The following is a 17,403-nucleotide window of genomic DNA, read 5'->3' as shown; positions in this document are numbered from 1 at the left end:
TAAACGATGACCCACAACGGCGTTTGTATTCGCGTCTACGGAAAAGTACAGGGGGTGGGCTTCCGCCCCTTTGTCTGGCAACTGGCGCAACAGCTCAATCTTACCGGTGATGTCTGTAATGACGCCCAGGGCGTTGAAATACGCTTATGGGGTGATGAACGCCATTTTCTCCCGTTGTTATATCAGCAATGCCCGCCACTGGCGCGTATCGACGAGACGAAGGTTACGCCGTATCAGTGGTCAAAGGCGCCGCTCAGTTTTACCATCCGCGAAAGCGCGGGGGGCACGATGAATACGCAAATAGTGCCCGATGCCGCCACCTGTCCCGCCTGTCTGGCGGAGATGAATGACCCGGCAGAGCGCCGCTATCGCTATCCATTTATCAACTGTACCCACTGCGGCCCGCGGTTCACCATTATTCACGCCATGCCTTATGACCGCCCCTGCACCGTGATGGCGGCGTTTCCCCTGTGTCCTGCCTGTGAGGCGGAGTATCGCCATCCCGCCGATCGCCGTTTTCACGCCCAGCCCGTTGCCTGCCCTGAGTGCGGCCCACAGCTTGAGTGGCGAAGCGGTAAAGAGCAATTGGCCGGAGAGGCGGCGCTGCAGGCAGCTATTGCGCTGCTCAAAGCAGGCGGAATTGTCGCGGTGAAAGGTATCGGTGGTTTTCATCTGGCGTGTGACGCGCGCCGGCAGACGACGGTGCAGCATCTGCGCGCCCGTAAGCATCGCCCGGCGAAACCGCTGGCGGTGATGCTGCCTTCTGCTGACGGGCTGAGCGAGGCGGCCACCCGATTATTGGCCACGCCCGCTGCGCCGATCGTGCTGGTGGCGAAAACGTTGCTGCCAGAACTGTGTCCGGCTATTGCGCCAGGGCTCGATGAGGTGGGGGTGATGCTGCCTGCGAATCCATTACAACATCTGTTAGCCCAGGCGTTGCAGCGCCCGCTGGTGATGACATCCGGTAACCTGAGCGGTAGGCCGCCTGCGCTGACAAATGGTCAGGCGCTGGACGATCTGGCGGAGATAGCGGACGGGTTTCTGCTGCACAACCGCGATATCGTACAGCGTATGGACGATTCGGTGGTGCGCGAGAGCGGCGAAATGTTACGTCGCTCGCGCGGTTATGTGCCGGATGCCGTGCAATTGCCGCCCGGATTTCACAACATCCCGCCCACGTTATGTCTGGGGGCGGATATGAAAAATACCTTCTGTCTGGTGCGGGATGACAGCGCAGTATTAAGCCAGCATTTCGGTGATTTAACCGATGAGGGCGTAGAGACACAGTGGCGTAACGCGCTGCGTCTGATGCAGACGATCTATGACTTCACCCCACAGCAGGTGGTCGCCGATGCGCATACGGGCTATCGCGCCACCCACTGGGCACAGGAGACCGGGCTTTCACAGCAAACCGTGTTGCACCACCATGCCCATATTGCGGCCACGCTCGCAGAACATGACTGGCCGCGCGATGGGGGGGATGTGATTGCCCTGGCGCTGGACGGTATCGGCATGGGGGAGAACGGGGCGCTGTGGGGGGGCGAATGCCTGCGCGTCAATTATCGCGAGGTTGAGCATCTGGGTGGGTTGCCTGCCGTGGCGCTCCCCGGCGGCGATCTGGCGGCAACCCAGCCGTGGCGCAACCTGCTGGCACAGATGCTGGCGTTTGTCCCTGACTGGCAGCAGTTCCCCGAAACCGCTGTGCTGCAACGGCAGAACTGGCCGGTGCTTGCACGGGCAATGGCGCGCAATATCAATGCGCCGCTGGCATCTTCTGCCGGGCGACTGTTTGATGCTGTCGCCTGTGCGCTGGAATGCGCGCCACTGCAGTTAAGTTATGAAGGGGAGGCGGCCTGTCGGCTGGAAGCGCTGGCTACGCGCAATGGGCATATCACGCATCCGGTCACTCTGCCGCTTAATGGCGAACAGCTTGATTTAGCCACCTTCTGGCAACAGTGGCTGGCGTGGCAGGCTCCGTCAGAGCAGCGCGCCTGGGCTTTCCATGACGCGCTGGCCTGCGGACTGGCGCAGCTTGTCCGTAAGCAGGCGGACGCACGGCAGATTACCACGCTCGCTTTTGGCGGCGGTGTGTTGCATAACCGTCTGCTAAAAGCCCGTTTATCGGCTTACCTTGCGGATTACACGTTACTCTTCCCGCAGCGCTTTCCTGCGGGCGATGGCGCAATCGCGTTGGGGCAGGGCGTTATCGCCGCCGCGCGGAGTCTGGCGCAGGGGTGAGGCATCGTCCCCGGTGGCGTTGCGCTAACCGGGGCTACGGACGATCGCCGCTTCTCAAACTGGCGGCGTTTTCAACAGCGGGAACGCCACCTTCATCTGATCTTCGCTCACCACAATGGCACGCCACTTCGGCTGGCGAAACGTCCGGGATGGAAAAATTAAATAATTCCGGCCTGATAAAAGGCCTGCAGGTTAATCGCGCCAACCAGTTTACCGCTGTCATCCACCACCGGGGCGGCGGAGATTTTGCGTTTCATCAGCAGCTCTTTGGCATCGATAGCGCGGCTCCCGGCGTTAAGGGTGATACCCCCTTTCGTCATCGCTTCACTGATGTTCGCATCCAGTACACCGCCTGCAACCAGCCAGCGTCGCAGGTCGCCATCGGAGAAGATACCCAGAATTTCCTGTGCGTCACCGCAGACGGCCACCATCCCCATTCCCGTATGGCTCAGTTCCAGCATCGCGTCCATCACCGTGGCGTCAATGCGTACATGCGGGATATCCTCTTTACGCATCAGATGATGGACCTTGTTGAGCAGACGGGCACCCAGCGCACCTGCCGGGTGTGAGCGGGCAAAATCTTCCTCGTTAAAACCGCGCGCCTGCATCACGGCCATCGCCAGCGCGTCACCGAGCATTAGCGTATTGACCGTGCTGGAGGTGGGGGCCAGTAACATCGGGCAGGCTTCACGTTCAACGGAAATATCCAGCACTGCGTCTGCCGCCAGCGCCAGCGGTGACAGGGATTTACCGGTCATTGCCAGCACCGTCACCGACCGTTCCTTTAACTGCGGCAGGATCAGATCCAGCTCTTTGGCCGAGCCGGAGTAGGAGATAAAGAGCAGCACATCGCGGCTTTCTATCATCCCCAAATCACCGTGCAGGGCTTCTGCCGCATGGACAAAAAAGGCAGGGGTGCCGGTACTGGCGAGGGTGGCGGCAATTTTTTTGCCGATATGCCCGGATTTACCAATGCCCGAGATAACCACTTTGCCCTGGCAATGAATAATGGCATCAGCGGCGCGTAAAAACGCCTCGCCCAGACGCTCTGGCAGGCGGCTTGCTTCCTGCAGCTCCAGCAGCAGTGTTTGACGCGCGGTATTCAGTAAAAGCTCACTCATGTTTTTCTCCGGCTACGATCACTTCTATCCCTTTTTCTTCCAGTGCGGCACGAAATTCTGCCGGGATCCCGGCATCGGTGATTAATTTATCGACGCTTTCCAGGCTGCACACAATGTTCGGACTTTTGCGGCCAAACTTGGACGAATCCGCCATCAGGATCACTTCCCGCGCCGCGTTACACATGGCTTTGCTGACGGTGAAGACTTCATTAAAAGTAGTGACCCCCGCAGTCAAATCGATACCGTCGGTCCCCATAAACAGTTTGTCGAAGCTGAAATGCTCGAAGGCGTTTTCCGCCAGTTGCCCATGAAAGGAGGCGGATTTTTTGCGAAAGGTCCCTCCCGGCATCAGAATGGTTTGCTCGTTATCGAGTTCGGAAAGTGCATTGACGATATGCAGGCTATTGGTCATCACGGTGATGTTATTGAAATGGCTCAGTAAAGGGACCATTTGCAGCACGGTGCTGCCCGCATCGAGAATGATGGAATCGCCATCCTGAATAAAGCCCACGGCGGTTTCGGCAATCAGCCCTTTTTGCAGGGTGTTGATGAGAGTTTTATGGTCGATCGGGGGATCAGCTTCGTCTTTATTGAGCACGACGCCGCCATAGGTGCGGATGACCGCGCCGGAGTGTTCCAGCACCACTAAATCTTTCCGTATGGTGGTGCCCGTGGTGTCGAAGTGTGCTGCCAGCTCTTCAACAGAACATTTTCCCTGCTTTTGCAGATGTTCAAGAATGGCTGCCTGCCGCTGACGTGGTTTCATGGGCGCTTTTATCCTGCGTTAAGTTGCAAAATGATAATTTCGCAAGCTCATTGCGTTCACAACGAAATTATCCATATTTCAATTTAAGCGCCAATAATAGAGCATTCTGACAGCCTGGATCATGGGGAAAGATCACATCAGGCTCTAATTCCTGCCGTTTCAGTCCGAGCAGGGTGTCGATTTTCGCAGGTCTGGCGAAAACAGTGAGTCCGCGCATGATCAGGGTATCAACGACGCGGTCCTGTTTATCGAATGCAACCGCAAGAACAACGCGCGGTTTGAAACGTCCGCCGGAGCGCCCGACGCCAACGCGTCCTTGCTGGCAGAGAAGATCAAATGCGCGATTAAACTGGCGGATCTGCCAGCCGCCCAGAGCCAGTTGGCTGAGCCAGGCGATGACAGCAAGGGTAATCAATGCAGAAACCATCATATCTCCTTTTCCCGGATGCGGCGCAAACGCCGCATCCTGGCTACGGTTCGATAGCCCCGGTAAGCGCAGCACCACCGGGGAATATCCGGTTCAGAACATCACCTGCCCGCCGGTAATATTGATTGATTGCCCGGTGCAGTAAGAGGCTCTTGTGCTTGCGTAAAACAGCAGCACATCCAGTACATCCTGATAATCACAGCCGCGTTTGAGCGGGACCTTATCGATGTAATGCTGCTCAACCTGATCGGCGGCAATTCCCAGTTTGCTGGCATATTGCGGGATCAGAGACTGGAACATCGGTGATTTCAGCAGGTTACCCAGCATCAATGAGTGAACCGTAATCCCGTATTCCGCAAGATCCAGTGCCAGCGATTGGGTCAGACCCACACCACCAAACTTCGCCGCGCTGTAGCCGGAGTTGTGCTTGCTGCCCACCTTGCCGGACTTCGAGTTGATCTGAATAATGCGACCCTTAATACCGTCGCGGATCATCAGGCGTGAAAATTCGCGGGCACACAGGAAATATCCCACCAGATTGACCTGCAATGAGCGGTCAAAATCCCCGAGTTGCACATCGCTGATAAATGCCGCTTTAGCAATGCCCGCGCTATAAACCAGTAAATCCGTGCGGCCAAAGATCTCATCCACGCCGCGGGCGAGCGCCAGAACACTCTGCTCGCTGGTGGCATCAGCGCCAAAACCGTAGGCCGCGCCTTCGCCGAACTCCGCGTTAATTTCGTGTGCCACGGTTGCGGCCTTATCACTTTGAATATCCACTACCGCCACGCGGTAGCCCTCTGCGGCCAGCCCACGGCTGAGGAACGCCCCGAGTGTTTGTCCCCCGCCAATGACAACGGCAACCTGTTTCATACTTTTCTCCTTACGACTTAAGCGACAAATTTCAGTGTGCAACCAGGGTTAATGTTCTGCGGCACGTCACCTGCGACGTGTACCGTGCCGGGATATTCCGCCTGCGTCTGTCCATCGAAGCGCAGGGTAATATGGCCAAGCTCACGCAGATTCAGCTCCGCCACCTCACCAACAGCGGTGACCGGGTACTGCTTACCGCCCAGTTCGAAGCGGGCGCCAGGCTTAAGCTGGCCGCAAAAGTCGCCATGACAGTGGATAAAGCAAAACTCAGCCACATCGGAGGGTGCGCCTTCCCGGAAGGTAATCAGCATCCGGTCGCTAAGCGCATCCCGTGCGCACTCGCCAATCTGAGTAATGGTGGTCTGATAAATCACGCTCATGAGCAACCTCTTATTGATAAATAAAACCTGAGACAAACCAGGCAATAAGCACCGTTGGCGCGCCGGTTAAGAAGCGGCTAACCAGTACGGACGGCACACCGACGCGTACGGTGTCCTGGCGTGCTTCCGCCAGTGAAAGCCCAACGGGGATAAAGTCACATGCGGCCTGGGCGTTAATGGCGAACAGGGCAGGTAAGGCAAGGTGCGGTGGGATATTCCCCTGACCGATTTGCACGCCAATCAGCACGCCGATAACCTGGGCGATGACCGCCCCCGGGCCGAGGAAAGGCGACAGCAGCGGGAAGGAACAAATTAGCGCCAGCGTCACCAGCCCTAAGGGGTGGCTGGCTAGTGGCGCCAGGCCGTGGGCGATCCAGTCACCCAAGCCGGAGGCCATAATGATCCCGATAAGCGCCGAAACGAATGCCATAAATGGCAGGATGGTTTTCAACACCGTATCGATGGTGTCGCGCCCGGCCTGGAACAGTACGGCGACGGCAGAACCCATACCCATGCCGACTTTGGCCAGCAGGCCATCGCTCTGTTCGGTGATTTTTTTGCTGCTGTCGTAATCGCGGGCACTTGTTTCGCGTTGCGCCGGTTTACGGGTAAACTCGCCATCCTGCCAGTAGATATTTTCTTCTTTTACACCAGAGACATAGATATCTTCCACGATGTACTGCGCCAGCGGGCCTGACTTGCCGGTGGCATGGATATTAATGGTAGGAATACGCCGTTTCGGGTAAATGCCGCAGCGTAACGTACCGCCGCAGTCGATGACGGCCACGCCGATTTCTGCTTCTGCAGGTTCTCCTTCTTTAAAGCCGTCAACCGCTTCCCAGCCAGTCATTTGTGCCAGTTTGTCGACGATCGCCGGACGGGTCCCGGCCGTGATATAGACTATTTTTTTGTTCGCGACGGGATCGAGTTCCAGTGGGCCGCCCCAGCCGCCGGTACCTTTTTCAATCACAATGCGGCTCATGATGTCGCTCCTGCCAGTTGTACTTTCTGCTCAAGCTGAATGCCCATTTTTTTCTCGAAAATCGCGGTCGTCAGATCGGTAATCCAGCCACGGAAGAAGTTGGTGACCAGGCCAACCAGCAGGTAGCTGACGGCAAGTGGCCCCAGCGGCAGACCGAGGGTGGTCAGGCCGTTGGCGATGCCTAAATAGACGAACAATTCGCCGGGGTTGATATGGGGAAACAGGCCATTCATTGAGTGGCAACTGTAAGAGGCGGCCGCGTAATAACTGGGTTTGTAACGTTCCGGCATAAAGCGTCCAAGACTCAGGGTCATCGGGTTGCAGAAAACAAACGTGCCCACGCACGGCAGCAACAGATAACGGGTCACCGGGTTGCCGGCGCAGCGCTGTGCCAGCCGCTCAATACGGTGCTGACCAATGAAATTGATCAGTGCGTTCATGATAACCAGCAGACTTATCAGCAGCGGCAGAATACCGGTCACCATTCCGGTAAACACAACCCCGCCTTTCTGAAACAGCCCGATGAACCATTCGGCACCATGTGTAATGGTTTCGATCATTGTTCTCTCCTGTAGGGTTTTCTCGTTGTTGCAAAACTGGGGCTTATAATAATCACTATGAAAGGTTAAAAAGTGTTATTTAGATCTCAATATGAAAGATAAATTGATCATTGTGAAAGTTTTTGCCGGTTGTACGGTATGAAGTGAAAATAAACGCGCCATTTCAGATAAGAGGAGAGAGAAGAAACATGGAAGCCGCTTCCTTGTGGAAGCCTGCATGCTTTACCATAATTCCTCCTGGTTGAATGAATTGTTAAATGGATGTCTCATGTTTAAGCGTCGTTACGCAGCGCTCCTCCCTGCGCTCGTTTTACTTGCCGCCTGCAGCAGCAAACCTCATCAAACCGCAGCATCCTCCGACGGTGTAATTACCGGTCAACCTGCGGAACCCTCTGGCGGTTTCCTGCTCAAGCCGCAGCATAATGTGATGGCGATGGGCGGCGACTTTGCCAATAATCCGGCGGCGGAGCAGTTCATCAATGAAATGGTGAGCAAGCACGGCTTTGACCGTCAGCAGCTACACGAAATTCTCTCTCAGGCGAAGCGACTCGATTACGTGCTGCGCCTGATGGATCGCCAGGCACCTACTGGTCCGGCACCGGTTGGACCGAATGGCGCATGGCTGCGTTACCGCAGCCAGTTCATCACCCCTGATAACGTGCAAAACGGCGTAGCGTTCTGGAATCAATATGAAGACGCGTTAAATCGTGCCTGGATGGTGTACGGTGTACCGCCGGAAATTATCGTAGGCATTATCGGCGTGGAAACCCGCTGGGGGCGCGTGATGGGCAAGACGCGCATCCTTGATGCGCTGGCGACGCTCTCCTTCGACTATCCACGCCGCGCTGCTTACTTTTCCAGTGAACTGGAAACATTCCTGCTGATGGCGCGAGATGAAAGTGATGATCCGCTCGATTTGAAAGGTTCGTTCGCTGGAGCTATGGGCTACGGCCAGTTTATGCCCTCGTCTTACAAACAGTATGCCGTTGATTTTAATGGCGACGGACATATCAATCTGTGGGACCCGGTAGATGCTATCGGCAGCGTGGCAAACTACTTCAAAGAACACGGTTGGGTAAAAGGTGATCTGGTTGCAGTACCCGCTAATGGCCAGGCTCCGGGGCTGGCGAATGGCTTCAAAACCAACTATAGCGTGGCGCAGCTGGCGTCTGCGGGCTTAACGCCACAGCAACCGTTGGGGAACCACCAACAGGCCAGCCTGCTGCGCCTGGATGTTGGCACCAGTTATGAGTACTGGTACGGCTTACCCAACTTCTACACCATTACCCGTTACAACAGCAGCACGCACTATGCGATGGCAGTCTGGCAGCTTGGTCAGGCGGTTGCACTGGCGCGCGTTCGCTAATTGTCTGCCCCTCTTTCGGGAGGGGCAGAAACATTTCGATGCACTCCCCCATTAAATAGTCATTTACTTCACCGCCATAGCTGATTATTGTTATGTTATAACATATTGAAGGTTCAGCAATGATGGATGTAACCCTTTTCTCCTGCGCCAGCATAGTCCGGCTTGGACTGGCTGCGGCGTTGTTAGTCGTGCTGTGGTTGCTTACGGCATGGTCGGTGGCACTGGCATGATTGAGCTTGATCATCTGGTGGCGGGCTACGGCTCATGCGCCATTACCCCCTCCCTGTGCGGTGTAGTTGAAGCCGGAAGCATGACTGCGATTGTGGGGGCTAATGGCTGTGGCAAATCGACACTACTAAAAACGCTGGCCGGCCTACTGCCGCCGGTCAGTGGCACGCTGCACTGGTCTCCTTCACGCCCGGTTATTGGCTGGCTGGCACAGCGGCAGACGCTGGACCTGCATTTTCCCATTACGGTGCAGGATGTGGTCAGTATGGGGGCCTGGCCGCGTATCTCGTTGTTTCGCGGCCTCAATCGTCAGGCCAGAGCACGTGTCTTTGAAGCGCTGGAGCGAGTGGGGATGCTGAATATGGCCAAAACCACCGTTGAAGCCCTCTCCGGTGGCCAGTTTCAGCGCATGCTTTTTGCCCGCATGTGGTTGCAGCAGGCACCGCTCGTCATGCTTGATGAACCCTTTACCGGCATCGATGAGACCACAAGCCATGTGCTGATGGAACAGATTGTGGATATGCATCAGCAGGGGCAAACCATTCTTGCCGTATTGCACGACAGCGAACGCGTTAAACGCTACTTCCCCCAGACGCTGCGCCTGGACACGGAAAGCGCCCATTGGGGAGCGACCGAATTAACCCCGGCGCAGAACAGCGGAGCGTGCCTGGTATGATATGGCATCTCTTTTTCCAGCCGTTTATTGAGTTTGGTTTTATGCGCCGCGCGCTGGTGGTCTGCCTGGCCTTATCCGTCAGCACCACGGCGTTGGGGGTATTTCTGCAACTGCGGCGTATGAGCCTGATGGGTGATGCGCTTTCGCACGCGATATTACCCGGTGTGGCGGCAGGTTATCTACTCAACGGCATGTCACTACTGGCCATGAGTCTGGGCGGTTTTTTCGCCGGGATTATCGTGGCGCTGGTGGCCGGAATTATCAGCCGACGTACGCCCTTGAAAGAAGATGCCAGCTTTGCCGGCTTGTATCTTGCGTCGCTGGCGCTGGGCGTGACGCTGGTATCGCTGCGTGGCTCAAGCGTTGATCTGCTGCATTTACTGTTTGGCTCAGTCCTGGCGGTTGATCGGAATGCGGCGCTGTTTGTCGCGGGCGTCGCCAGCCTGACCCTCCTGTGCCTCGCGCTGTTTTATCGCGGACTGGTGAGTGAAGCCTTCGACAGCAGTTTTTTACAGATTAACGCCCCCCGGCTCCCCGCCCTGTTCCATAGCCTGTTTCTGGCACTGCTGGTGCTAAACCTTGTCGCCGGCTTCCAGGTACTGGGCACGTTAATGGCGGTGGGGGTGATGATTTTACCGGCGGTAGCGGCACGCTGCTGGGCGCGGACATTACCTGGGCTGCTGTTATTTGCAGGTGTTAGCGGCGCGTTGTGCGCATGGTTTGGTCTGAGCCTTTCGTGGATGGCGGGGTTGCCGGCAGGGCCCTCTATCGTTCTTACCGCGAGCGTCGTTTTTATTTTTTCCATCTTATTCGGCGTGCGCAGCACTTTACGCGCACAAAAAACAGGCAAGGAGACATGATGAAAAAGGCAGGTGTGGTTCTGGCATTAGCGCTTGGGCTGATGACGCAAAGTGTAATGGCGAAAACATTGAACGTGGTTGCCAGTTTCTCGGTACTGGGGGATATTGCCGCCAAAACGGGGGGCGATCATGTGAAAGTCACCACGCTGGTCGGGCCGGATGGTGACCCGCATACCTTCGAGCCAAGCGCCAAAGACAGCGCGCTGCTCAATAAGGCCGATGTGGTGGTGGTCAACGGTCTGGGGCTGGAAGGCTGGCTGGACCGACTGGTGAACGCGTCCGGCTTTAAGGGGGTTGTGGTTGTCGCCTCTGAGGGCGTTTCAACGCATACGCTGGAAGAAGACGGCAAAACCGTGACCGACCCGCACGCCTGGAACAGTGCGGCCAACGGTGCGCTCTATGCAAAAAACATTCTTGCGGCATACGTCAAAGCTGATCCCCAGGATGAAGCGGCGCTCAAAGCCACCGGTCAGCGGTATATTGACCAGGTTCAGCAACTGGATAGCTGGGCAAAAACACAGTTTGCCGGGGTACCGCAAGAGAAACGCAAAGTGCTTACCAGCCATGACGCGTTTGGTTACTTTGGCCGGGCGTACGGCGTAACTTTCCTGGCCCCGCAGGGTATCTCTTCGGAAAGTGAAGCCAGCGCGCAGCAGGTGGCTGAGTTGATTAAGCAGATCAAAGCCGATGGCGTACATACCTGGTTTATGGAAAACCAGCTTGATCCGCGCCTTGTCAAACAGATTGCCAGCGCGACCGGCGCACAGCCTGGGGGAGAGCTCTACCCTGAGGCGCTGAGCAAGAAAGGGGGCGTGGCGGACTCATACGTCAAAGCGTTTCGCCACAATGTTGAAACCATCGCCAACAGCATGAAATAACCTCTCTAAGCCAGCGAAAGCTGGCTTTTTTCTGAAGCCTCCTCGTAAATTCGTCACCGCATCCCCACCTTTATGCTTAAAGTGGTATCTTTTCCGCCACGATTTTTGCACGGCAGGGGACACTATGACTGACAGCGAATTAATGCAACTAAGTGAGCGTGTTGGGCTTGCGCTCAAGGCGCGCGGGGCGAGCGTCACCACGGCGGAGTCCTGTACGGGGGGCTGGGTGGCAAAAGCCATTACCGATATCGCCGGTAGTTCCGCCTGGTTTGAGCGTGGGTTTGTCACCTACAGTAATGAGGCCAAGTCGCAGATGATTGGCGTCAAGGCGGAAACGCTCGCAGCACACGGCGCAGTGAGTGAACCCGTAGTGGTGGAGATGGCGATCGGCGCGCTAAAAGCCGCACGGGCGGATTACGCTATCTCAATAAGCGGCATCGCCGGGCCGGACGGGGGCAGCGACAGCAAGCCCGTCGGAACAGTCTGGTTTGGTTTTGCCAGCGTAAGCGGGCAGGGCATTACCCGTCGTGAGTGCTTCGATGGCGACCGCGAAGCGGTGCGTCGCCAGGCGACGGTGTATGCGTTGCAAACACTGTGGCAACATTTTCTACAAAATACTTGATACTGTATGACCATACAGTATAATTGCGACAACAGAACAGAAATTCACGGCGGAGCATAGTCGCTTCACCTTGCATGACAGGAGTAATAATGGCTATCGACGAAAACAAACAAAAGGCGCTTGCGGCCGCACTGGGTCAGATCGAAAAGCAATTCGGTAAAGGCTCCATCATGCGTCTGGGTGAAGACCGTTCTATGGATGTCGAAACGATCTCCACCGGGTCACTTTCGCTGGATATCGCACTGGGTGCGGGCGGTCTGCCAATGGGCCGTATTGTTGAAATTTACGGGCCAGAATCTTCCGGCAAAACGACACTGACCCTGCAGGTTATCGCCGCAGCGCAGCGCGAAGGTAAAACGTGTGCGTTTATCGACGCCGAACACGCGCTGGACCCTGTTTATGCACGTAAGCTGGGCGTTGATATCGACAATTTGCTGTGTTCTCAGCCGGATACCGGTGAACAGGCGCTGGAAATCTGTGATGCGCTGGCACGCTCTGGCGCTGTTGACGTCATCGTCGTCGACTCCGTCGCGGCGCTGACACCGAAAGCAGAAATCGAAGGCGAAATCGGCGACTCTCACATGGGCCTCGCGGCACGTATGATGAGCCAGGCGATGCGTAAACTGGCGGGTAACCTTAAACAGTCCAACACGCTGCTGATCTTTATCAACCAGATCCGTATGAAAATTGGTGTGATGTTCGGTAACCCGGAAACCACAACCGGCGGTAACGCCCTTAAATTCTACGCTTCTGTTCGTCTGGATATTCGTCGCGTTGGTGCGGTGAAAGAGGGCGACAACGTGGTGGGTAGCGAAACCCGCGTGAAAGTGGTGAAAAACAAAATCGCTGCACCGTTCAAACAGGCTGAATTCCAGATCCTCTACGGCGAAGGTATCAACTTCTACGGCGAGCTGGTTGACCTGGGCGTGAAAGAGAAGCTGATTGAAAAAGCGGGCGCCTGGTACAGCTACAACGGCGAGAAAATCGGCCAGGGTAAAGCGAATGCAACAAACTGGCTGAAAGAAAACCCGGCAACGGCGAAAGAAATCGAGAAGAAAGTACGTGAGATTCTGCTCAGCAATCCTTCTTCCGGTGCCGATTTCTCGGTGGACGAGAGCGGTGAAGGTGTCGAAGAAACCAACGAAGATTTCTGATAATCTGAGTGACAATCAAGGGCTGCGGATGCAGCCCTTTTGTTTTTCAGAGTCTGCCAGGATTTAGCCATGTCTGACAACACACCCCGACGCTCCGCCTACGCCCGCCTGCTTGACCGCGCTTTACGCATTTTGGCCATGCGTGACCATGCGGAACAGGAACTCCGCAGAAAGCTTACCGCCCCTGTAATGGGGAAAAATGGTCTGGAAAAAACGGACGCCACGCCGGAAGATGTCGACAAAGTCATTGCCTGGTGCATGGAAAATAGCTACCTCGACGATGTGCGCTTTGCCCGCCAGTTCATTGCCAGCCGCAGTCGCAAAGGCTATGGTCCCGCACGTATTCGTCAGGAGATGGGCCAGAAAGGGCTGGCGCGGGATGTCAGCGAAAGTGCGATGCGAGAATGCGATATCGACTGGTGCGAACTTGCCCGTGAGCAGGCGCAACGTAAATTTGGCGAGCCGTTACCCATGACCTTTGCGGAAAAAGTAAAAGTGCAACGCTTTTTACTCTATCGCGGATATTTACTGGAAGATATTCAGGAAATCTGGCGAAATTTTGCCGGTTGACCGCATACGGGATTTTACTTCGTAGTAAAGAAAACTTATCTTATTCCCACTTTTTCCAGTAGCGGGTTGCTGTCTGTCAAAGGGCAGTAATCCGTTACGACATTTCGTTAGCTTGATTTCAGGATAATTATGAGCAAGAGCACCGCTGAGATCCGTCAGGCGTTTCTCGATTTTTTCCATAGCAAGGGCCATCAGGTAGTTGCGAGCAGCTCCCTTGTGCCGAATAACGACCCGACTCTGCTGTTTACCAACGCCGGGATGAACCAGTTCAAGGATGTCTTCCTTGGGCTCGACAAGCGTAATTATTCCCGTGCAACTACCGCGCAGCGCTGCGTGCGTGCGGGGGGTAAACACAACGACCTGGAAAACGTCGGTTACACCGCACGTCACCATACCTTCTTCGAAATGCTGGGCAACTTCAGCTTCGGCGACTACTTCAAACACGATGCTATTCAGTACGCATGGGAGCTGTTGACCGGTGATAACTGGTTCAAACTGCCGAAAGAGCGTCTGTGGGTGACGGTGTACGAGACCGACGACGAAGCCTACGAAATCTGGGAAAAAGAAGTCGGGATTCCGCGCGAGCGCATTATCCGTATCGGAGACAACAAAGGCGCACCTTATGCTTCCGATAACTTCTGGCAGATGGGCGATACCGGTCCGTGCGGCCCTTGTACCGAGATTTTCTACGACCACGGCGACCACATCTGGGGTGGCCCTCCGGGAAGTCCTGAAGAAGACGGTGATCGCTACATTGAGATCTGGAATATCGTCTTTATGCAGTTCAACCGTCAGGCTGACGGTACCATGGAGCCGCTGCCGAAACCGTCCGTTGATACGGGCATGGGTCTCGAACGTATCACCGCAGTGCTGCAACATGTGAATTCTAACTATGAAATCGACCTGTTCAGCAAACTTATCAAAGCGGTAGCCGACGTTACCGGCGCAACCGATTTGAGTAACAAATCCTTGCGTGTAATCGCGGATCATATTCGTTCCTGCGCCTTCCTGATTGCTGACGGCGTAATCCCGTCGAATGAAAACCGTGGCTATGTGCTGCGTCGCATCATTCGTCGTGCAATCCGTCACGGTAACATGCTGGGTGCGAAAGAGACGTTCTTCTACAAACTGGTTGGCCCGCTGCTCGAGGTTATGGGATCGGCTGGTGAAGAACTGAAACGCCAGCAAACGCAGGTTGAGCAGGTTCTGAAAACCGAAGAAGAACAGTTTGCCCGTACGCTGGAGCGCGGGCTGGCGCTACTGGATGAAGAGCTGGCGAAACTCAAAGGCGACACGCTGGATGGCGAAACCGCTTTCCGCCTGTACGATACCTATGGTTTCCCGGTGGATCTGACGGCAGACGTATGTCGCGAGCGTAACCTGAAAGTTGACGAAAAAGGCTTTGAAGCCGCAATGGAAGAACAGCGCCGTCGTGCGCGTGAATCCAGCGGTTTCGGCGCTGACTATAATGCGATGATTCGCGTCGACGGCAGCTCAGAATTTAAAGGCTATGACCATCTGGAACTGACCGGCAAAGTGACCGCGCTGTTTGTGGATGGAAAAGCCGTTAATGCGGTTAGCGCCGGTCAGGAAGCTGTTGTGATTCTGGATCAGACCCCGTTCTATGCAGAGTCCGGCGGTCAGGTGGGTGACAAAGGTGAACTCAAAGGCAACGGCTTTACCTTCACCGTCAATGACACGCAGAAATACGGCCAGGCGATTGGCCATCTGGGTCGTGTTGCCGCAGGTTCGCTGAAAGTCGGCGACGGTGTGAAAGCTGAGGTGGATGAGGCTCGCCGTTTGCGTATTCGTCTGAACCACTCTGCGACGCACCTGATGCATGCCGCGCTTCGTGATGTGCTGGGTACTCATGTCACGCAGAAAGGCTCACTGGTGAATGATAAGGCGCTGCGCTTCGACTTCTCCCATTTTGAAGCGATGAAACCGTCTGAAATCCGTGCGGTAGAAGATCTGGTGAACGCGCAAATTCGTCGCAACCTGCCTATCGAAACCAACATTATGGATATCGACGCGGCAAAAGCATCTGGCGCAATGGCGCTGTTTGGTGAGAAATATGATGACCGCGTGCGCGTTCTGCGCATGGGGGACTTCTCCACTGAACTGTGTGGTGGTACTCACGCGTCACGTACGGGCGATATCGGTCTGTTCCGCATTGTTTCTGAGTCCGGCACCGCTGCGGGTGTTCGTCGTATTGAGGCGGTCACTGGCGAAGGCGCAATTGCTGCACTGCATGCGCAAAGCGACCAGTTGCACGATATCGCACAGTTGCTGAAAGGCGATAGTACTAATCTCGGCGACAAAGTTCGTTCCGCGCTGGAGCGTACCCGTCAGCTTGAGAAAGAGTTGCAACAGCTTAAAGAACAACAGGCCGCTCAGGAAAGCGCAAGCTTGACCGGGAAGGCTGAGGATATCAACGGCGTTAAACTTCTTGTCAGCGTGCTGGAGGGGGTTGAACCGAAGATGCTGCGTACCATGGTCGACGATCTCAAGAACCAATTAGGTTCCGCCGTTATCGTGCTGGCCACAGTGGCAGAAGGTAAGGTTTCTCTGATTGCGGGTGTGTCTAAGGATGTGACCGACCGCGTCAAAGCAGGGGAACTGATTGGGATGGTTGCCCAGCAAGTGGGCGGTAAAGGTGGCGGGCGTCCGGATATGGCGCAAGCCGGCGGCACGGACGTGGCAGCGCTTCCTGCAGCAATGGCCAGCGTAAAAGGCTGGGTAGGCGCGAAACTGTAAAAACTACAAAGCGAATAGCAGTCGCCATGGTCTTACAGCCATGGCGTTCTTGCCACTACGCTATTGAAAACGATAAAGTCAGGTTGAAGTTGTGTATATCGGCTAAACTTACGTCTAACAGAATGTGATGCCGTGACTGCTTACACTTTACGTGTTTGTCATCGCTTACTTTTTGGCGTTATATGATGGAGAATGCCGGGATACAGAGAGACCCGACTCTTTTAATCTTTCAAGGAGCAAAGAATGCTGATTCTGACTCGTCGAGTTGGTGAGACCCTCATGATTGGGGATGAGGTCACTGTGACTGTTTTAGGGGTTAAAGGTAACCAAGTGCGTATTGGCGTTAACGCTCCTAAAGAAGTATCTGTTCATCGTGAAGAAATCTACCAGCGTATCCAGGCTGAAAAATCACAGCAGTCCAGTTATTGATATTACCGCGTCTCGCCCTCCCGGCGAGACGCAACATTTTTCCCCGATTCTCTCTTAGTCGCGTTACCTTTTTATTTCACACCCTCTATTGTCGCTCCTCTTTTTCTCGCTTTTGTCTGTACTGGTGTCCGGTGCGTAACATGTAATTTCTGCTGATAAAACATCCTTTTTGCGTTTTTATCCGGCTAATTGCCTGCGAAGTGTGCAAACGATTCAGGGGCTGGAAAAATTGTTTGACTTATAAGTCTCAGAAAGTAATATGTGCGCCACGCAGCGACGATGAGCAGAAACAAGTTCTTCGAAGCACTCGTAAGAGGCGTGTGGTGAGGTGGCCGAGAGGCTGAAGGCGCTCCCCTGCTAAGGGAGTATGCGGTCAAAAGCTGCATCCGGGGTTCGAATCCCCGCCTCACCGCCATTTGCATCCATAGCTCAGCTGGATAGAGTACTCGGCTACGAACCGAGCGGTCGGAGGTTCGAATCCTCCTGGATGCACCATCTTTATCAGTGTTGCGGTTT

Annotated in this window: 17 protein-coding genes and 2 tRNA genes; 12 read left to right on the top strand and 7 right to left on the bottom strand. The window is 55.3% G+C overall.

Annotated elements, in window-relative coordinates:
• Nucleotides 1-6 precede the first annotated feature (6 nt).
• On the top strand, nucleotides 7-2,238 hold the full coding sequence (gene hypF, locus AAIG39_RS20415; RefSeq protein ID WP_343194591.1) for a carbamoyltransferase HypF: 2,232 nt from the start codon (nucleotides 7-9) through the stop codon (nucleotides 2,236-2,238).
• 158 nt (nucleotides 2,239-2,396) lie between these two features.
• Here the strand turns inward: hypF and gutQ are convergent, their stop codons facing one another.
• From gutQ to srlA, 7 genes are all read right to left on the bottom strand, one after another.
• Nucleotides 2,397-3,359, bottom strand: coding sequence for an arabinose-5-phosphate isomerase GutQ (gene gutQ / locus AAIG39_RS20410; protein ID WP_249572752.1), 963 nt, complete (start codon nucleotides 3,357-3,359; stop codon nucleotides 2,397-2,399).
• The gene (gene srlR, locus AAIG39_RS20405; protein WP_090088350.1) at nucleotides 3,352-4,125 is read right to left on the bottom strand and encodes a glucitol operon DNA-binding transcriptional repressor SrlR; all 774 of its coding nucleotides are present in this window, start codon (nucleotides 4,123-4,125) and stop codon (nucleotides 3,352-3,354) included. Before srlR ends, gutQ begins: the two co-directional genes overlap by 8 nt.
• A 67-nt stretch (nucleotides 4,126-4,192) precedes the next feature.
• Nucleotides 4,193-4,552, bottom strand: a complete 360-nt coding sequence (gene gutM, locus AAIG39_RS20400) for a transcriptional regulator GutM (RefSeq protein ID WP_343194631.1) — start codon at nucleotides 4,550-4,552, stop codon at nucleotides 4,193-4,195.
• Between the two features lie 93 nt (nucleotides 4,553-4,645).
• Entirely contained in the window at nucleotides 4,646-5,425 is a 780-nt protein-coding gene (gene srlD / locus AAIG39_RS20395) for a sorbitol-6-phosphate dehydrogenase (protein WP_090088351.1), read from the bottom strand.
• Between the two features lie 17 nt (nucleotides 5,426-5,442).
• On the bottom strand, nucleotides 5,443-5,805 hold the full coding sequence (gene srlB, locus AAIG39_RS20390) for a PTS glucitol/sorbitol transporter subunit IIA (protein ID WP_343194590.1): 363 nt from the start codon (nucleotides 5,803-5,805) through the stop codon (nucleotides 5,443-5,445).
• Between the two features lie 10 nt (nucleotides 5,806-5,815).
• Nucleotides 5,816-6,787 (bottom strand): PTS glucitol/sorbitol transporter subunit IIB, encoded by a 972-nt coding sequence (gene srlE, locus AAIG39_RS20385; RefSeq protein WP_090088353.1) that lies wholly within the window; start codon nucleotides 6,785-6,787, stop codon nucleotides 5,816-5,818.
• Entirely contained in the window at nucleotides 6,784-7,347 is a 564-nt protein-coding gene (gene srlA, locus AAIG39_RS20380; RefSeq protein ID WP_039077628.1) for a PTS glucitol/sorbitol transporter subunit IIC, read from the bottom strand. The genes srlE and srlA overlap by 4 nt, the downstream gene beginning before the upstream one ends.
• 268 nt (nucleotides 7,348-7,615) lie before the next feature.
• Here srlA and mltB point away from each other — a divergent pair, with 268 nt between their 5' ends.
• From mltB to AAIG39_RS20325, 11 genes are all read left to right on the top strand, one after another.
• Nucleotides 7,616-8,713 (top strand): lytic murein transglycosylase B, encoded by a 1,098-nt coding sequence (mltB, locus tag AAIG39_RS20375; RefSeq protein ID WP_249572750.1) that lies wholly within the window; start codon nucleotides 7,616-7,618, stop codon nucleotides 8,711-8,713.
• 226 nt (nucleotides 8,714-8,939) lie between these two features.
• A complete protein-coding gene (locus AAIG39_RS20370; RefSeq protein WP_343194589.1) occupies nucleotides 8,940-9,617 on the top strand; it encodes a metal ABC transporter ATP-binding protein in 678 nt (225 codons plus the stop codon).
• The gene (locus AAIG39_RS20365) at nucleotides 9,614-10,477 is read left to right on the top strand and encodes a metal ABC transporter permease (RefSeq protein ID WP_090088360.1); all 864 of its coding nucleotides are present in this window, start codon (nucleotides 9,614-9,616) and stop codon (nucleotides 10,475-10,477) included. The genes AAIG39_RS20370 and AAIG39_RS20365 overlap by 4 nt, the downstream gene beginning before the upstream one ends.
• Nucleotides 10,477-11,355, top strand: coding sequence for a metal ABC transporter substrate-binding protein (locus tag AAIG39_RS20360; RefSeq protein ID WP_090088362.1), 879 nt, complete (start codon nucleotides 10,477-10,479; stop codon nucleotides 11,353-11,355). Before AAIG39_RS20365 ends, AAIG39_RS20360 begins: the two co-directional genes overlap by 1 nt.
• A gap of 124 nt (nucleotides 11,356-11,479) precedes the next feature.
• Nucleotides 11,480-11,977, top strand: a complete 498-nt coding sequence (pncC, locus tag AAIG39_RS20355) for a nicotinamide-nucleotide amidase (RefSeq protein ID WP_090088364.1) — start codon at nucleotides 11,480-11,482, stop codon at nucleotides 11,975-11,977.
• Between the two features lie 89 nt (nucleotides 11,978-12,066).
• Nucleotides 12,067-13,131, top strand: a complete 1,065-nt coding sequence (gene recA / locus AAIG39_RS20350) for a recombinase RecA (protein WP_090088365.1) — start codon at nucleotides 12,067-12,069, stop codon at nucleotides 13,129-13,131.
• 69 nt (nucleotides 13,132-13,200) lie between these two features.
• Nucleotides 13,201-13,701, top strand: a complete 501-nt coding sequence (gene recX / locus AAIG39_RS20345; protein WP_343194588.1) for a recombination regulator RecX — start codon at nucleotides 13,201-13,203, stop codon at nucleotides 13,699-13,701.
• 129 nt (nucleotides 13,702-13,830) lie between these two features.
• Nucleotides 13,831-16,458, top strand: coding sequence for an alanine--tRNA ligase (gene alaS, locus AAIG39_RS20340; protein ID WP_090088367.1), 2,628 nt, complete (start codon nucleotides 13,831-13,833; stop codon nucleotides 16,456-16,458).
• Nucleotides 16,459-16,701: 243 nt separating this feature from the next.
• Nucleotides 16,702-16,887, top strand: coding sequence for a carbon storage regulator CsrA (csrA, locus tag AAIG39_RS20335; protein ID WP_000906486.1), 186 nt, complete (start codon nucleotides 16,702-16,704; stop codon nucleotides 16,885-16,887).
• 322 nt (nucleotides 16,888-17,209) lie between these two features.
• A tRNA-Ser gene (locus AAIG39_RS20330) sits at nucleotides 17,210-17,302 on the top strand.
• Nucleotides 17,303-17,305: 3 nt separating this feature from the next.
• Nucleotides 17,306-17,382, top strand: a tRNA-Arg gene (locus tag AAIG39_RS20325).
• Nucleotides 17,383-17,403: the final 21 nt, after the last annotated feature.

Origin of the sequence: Phytobacter palmae (assembly GCF_039409775.1) — a bacterium.
GTDB lineage: Bacteria > Pseudomonadota > Gammaproteobacteria > Enterobacterales > Enterobacteriaceae > Phytobacter > Phytobacter palmae.
Note: the sequence above shows the minus strand (reverse complement) of the source record. Positions and strands in the feature narration are given on the sequence as shown.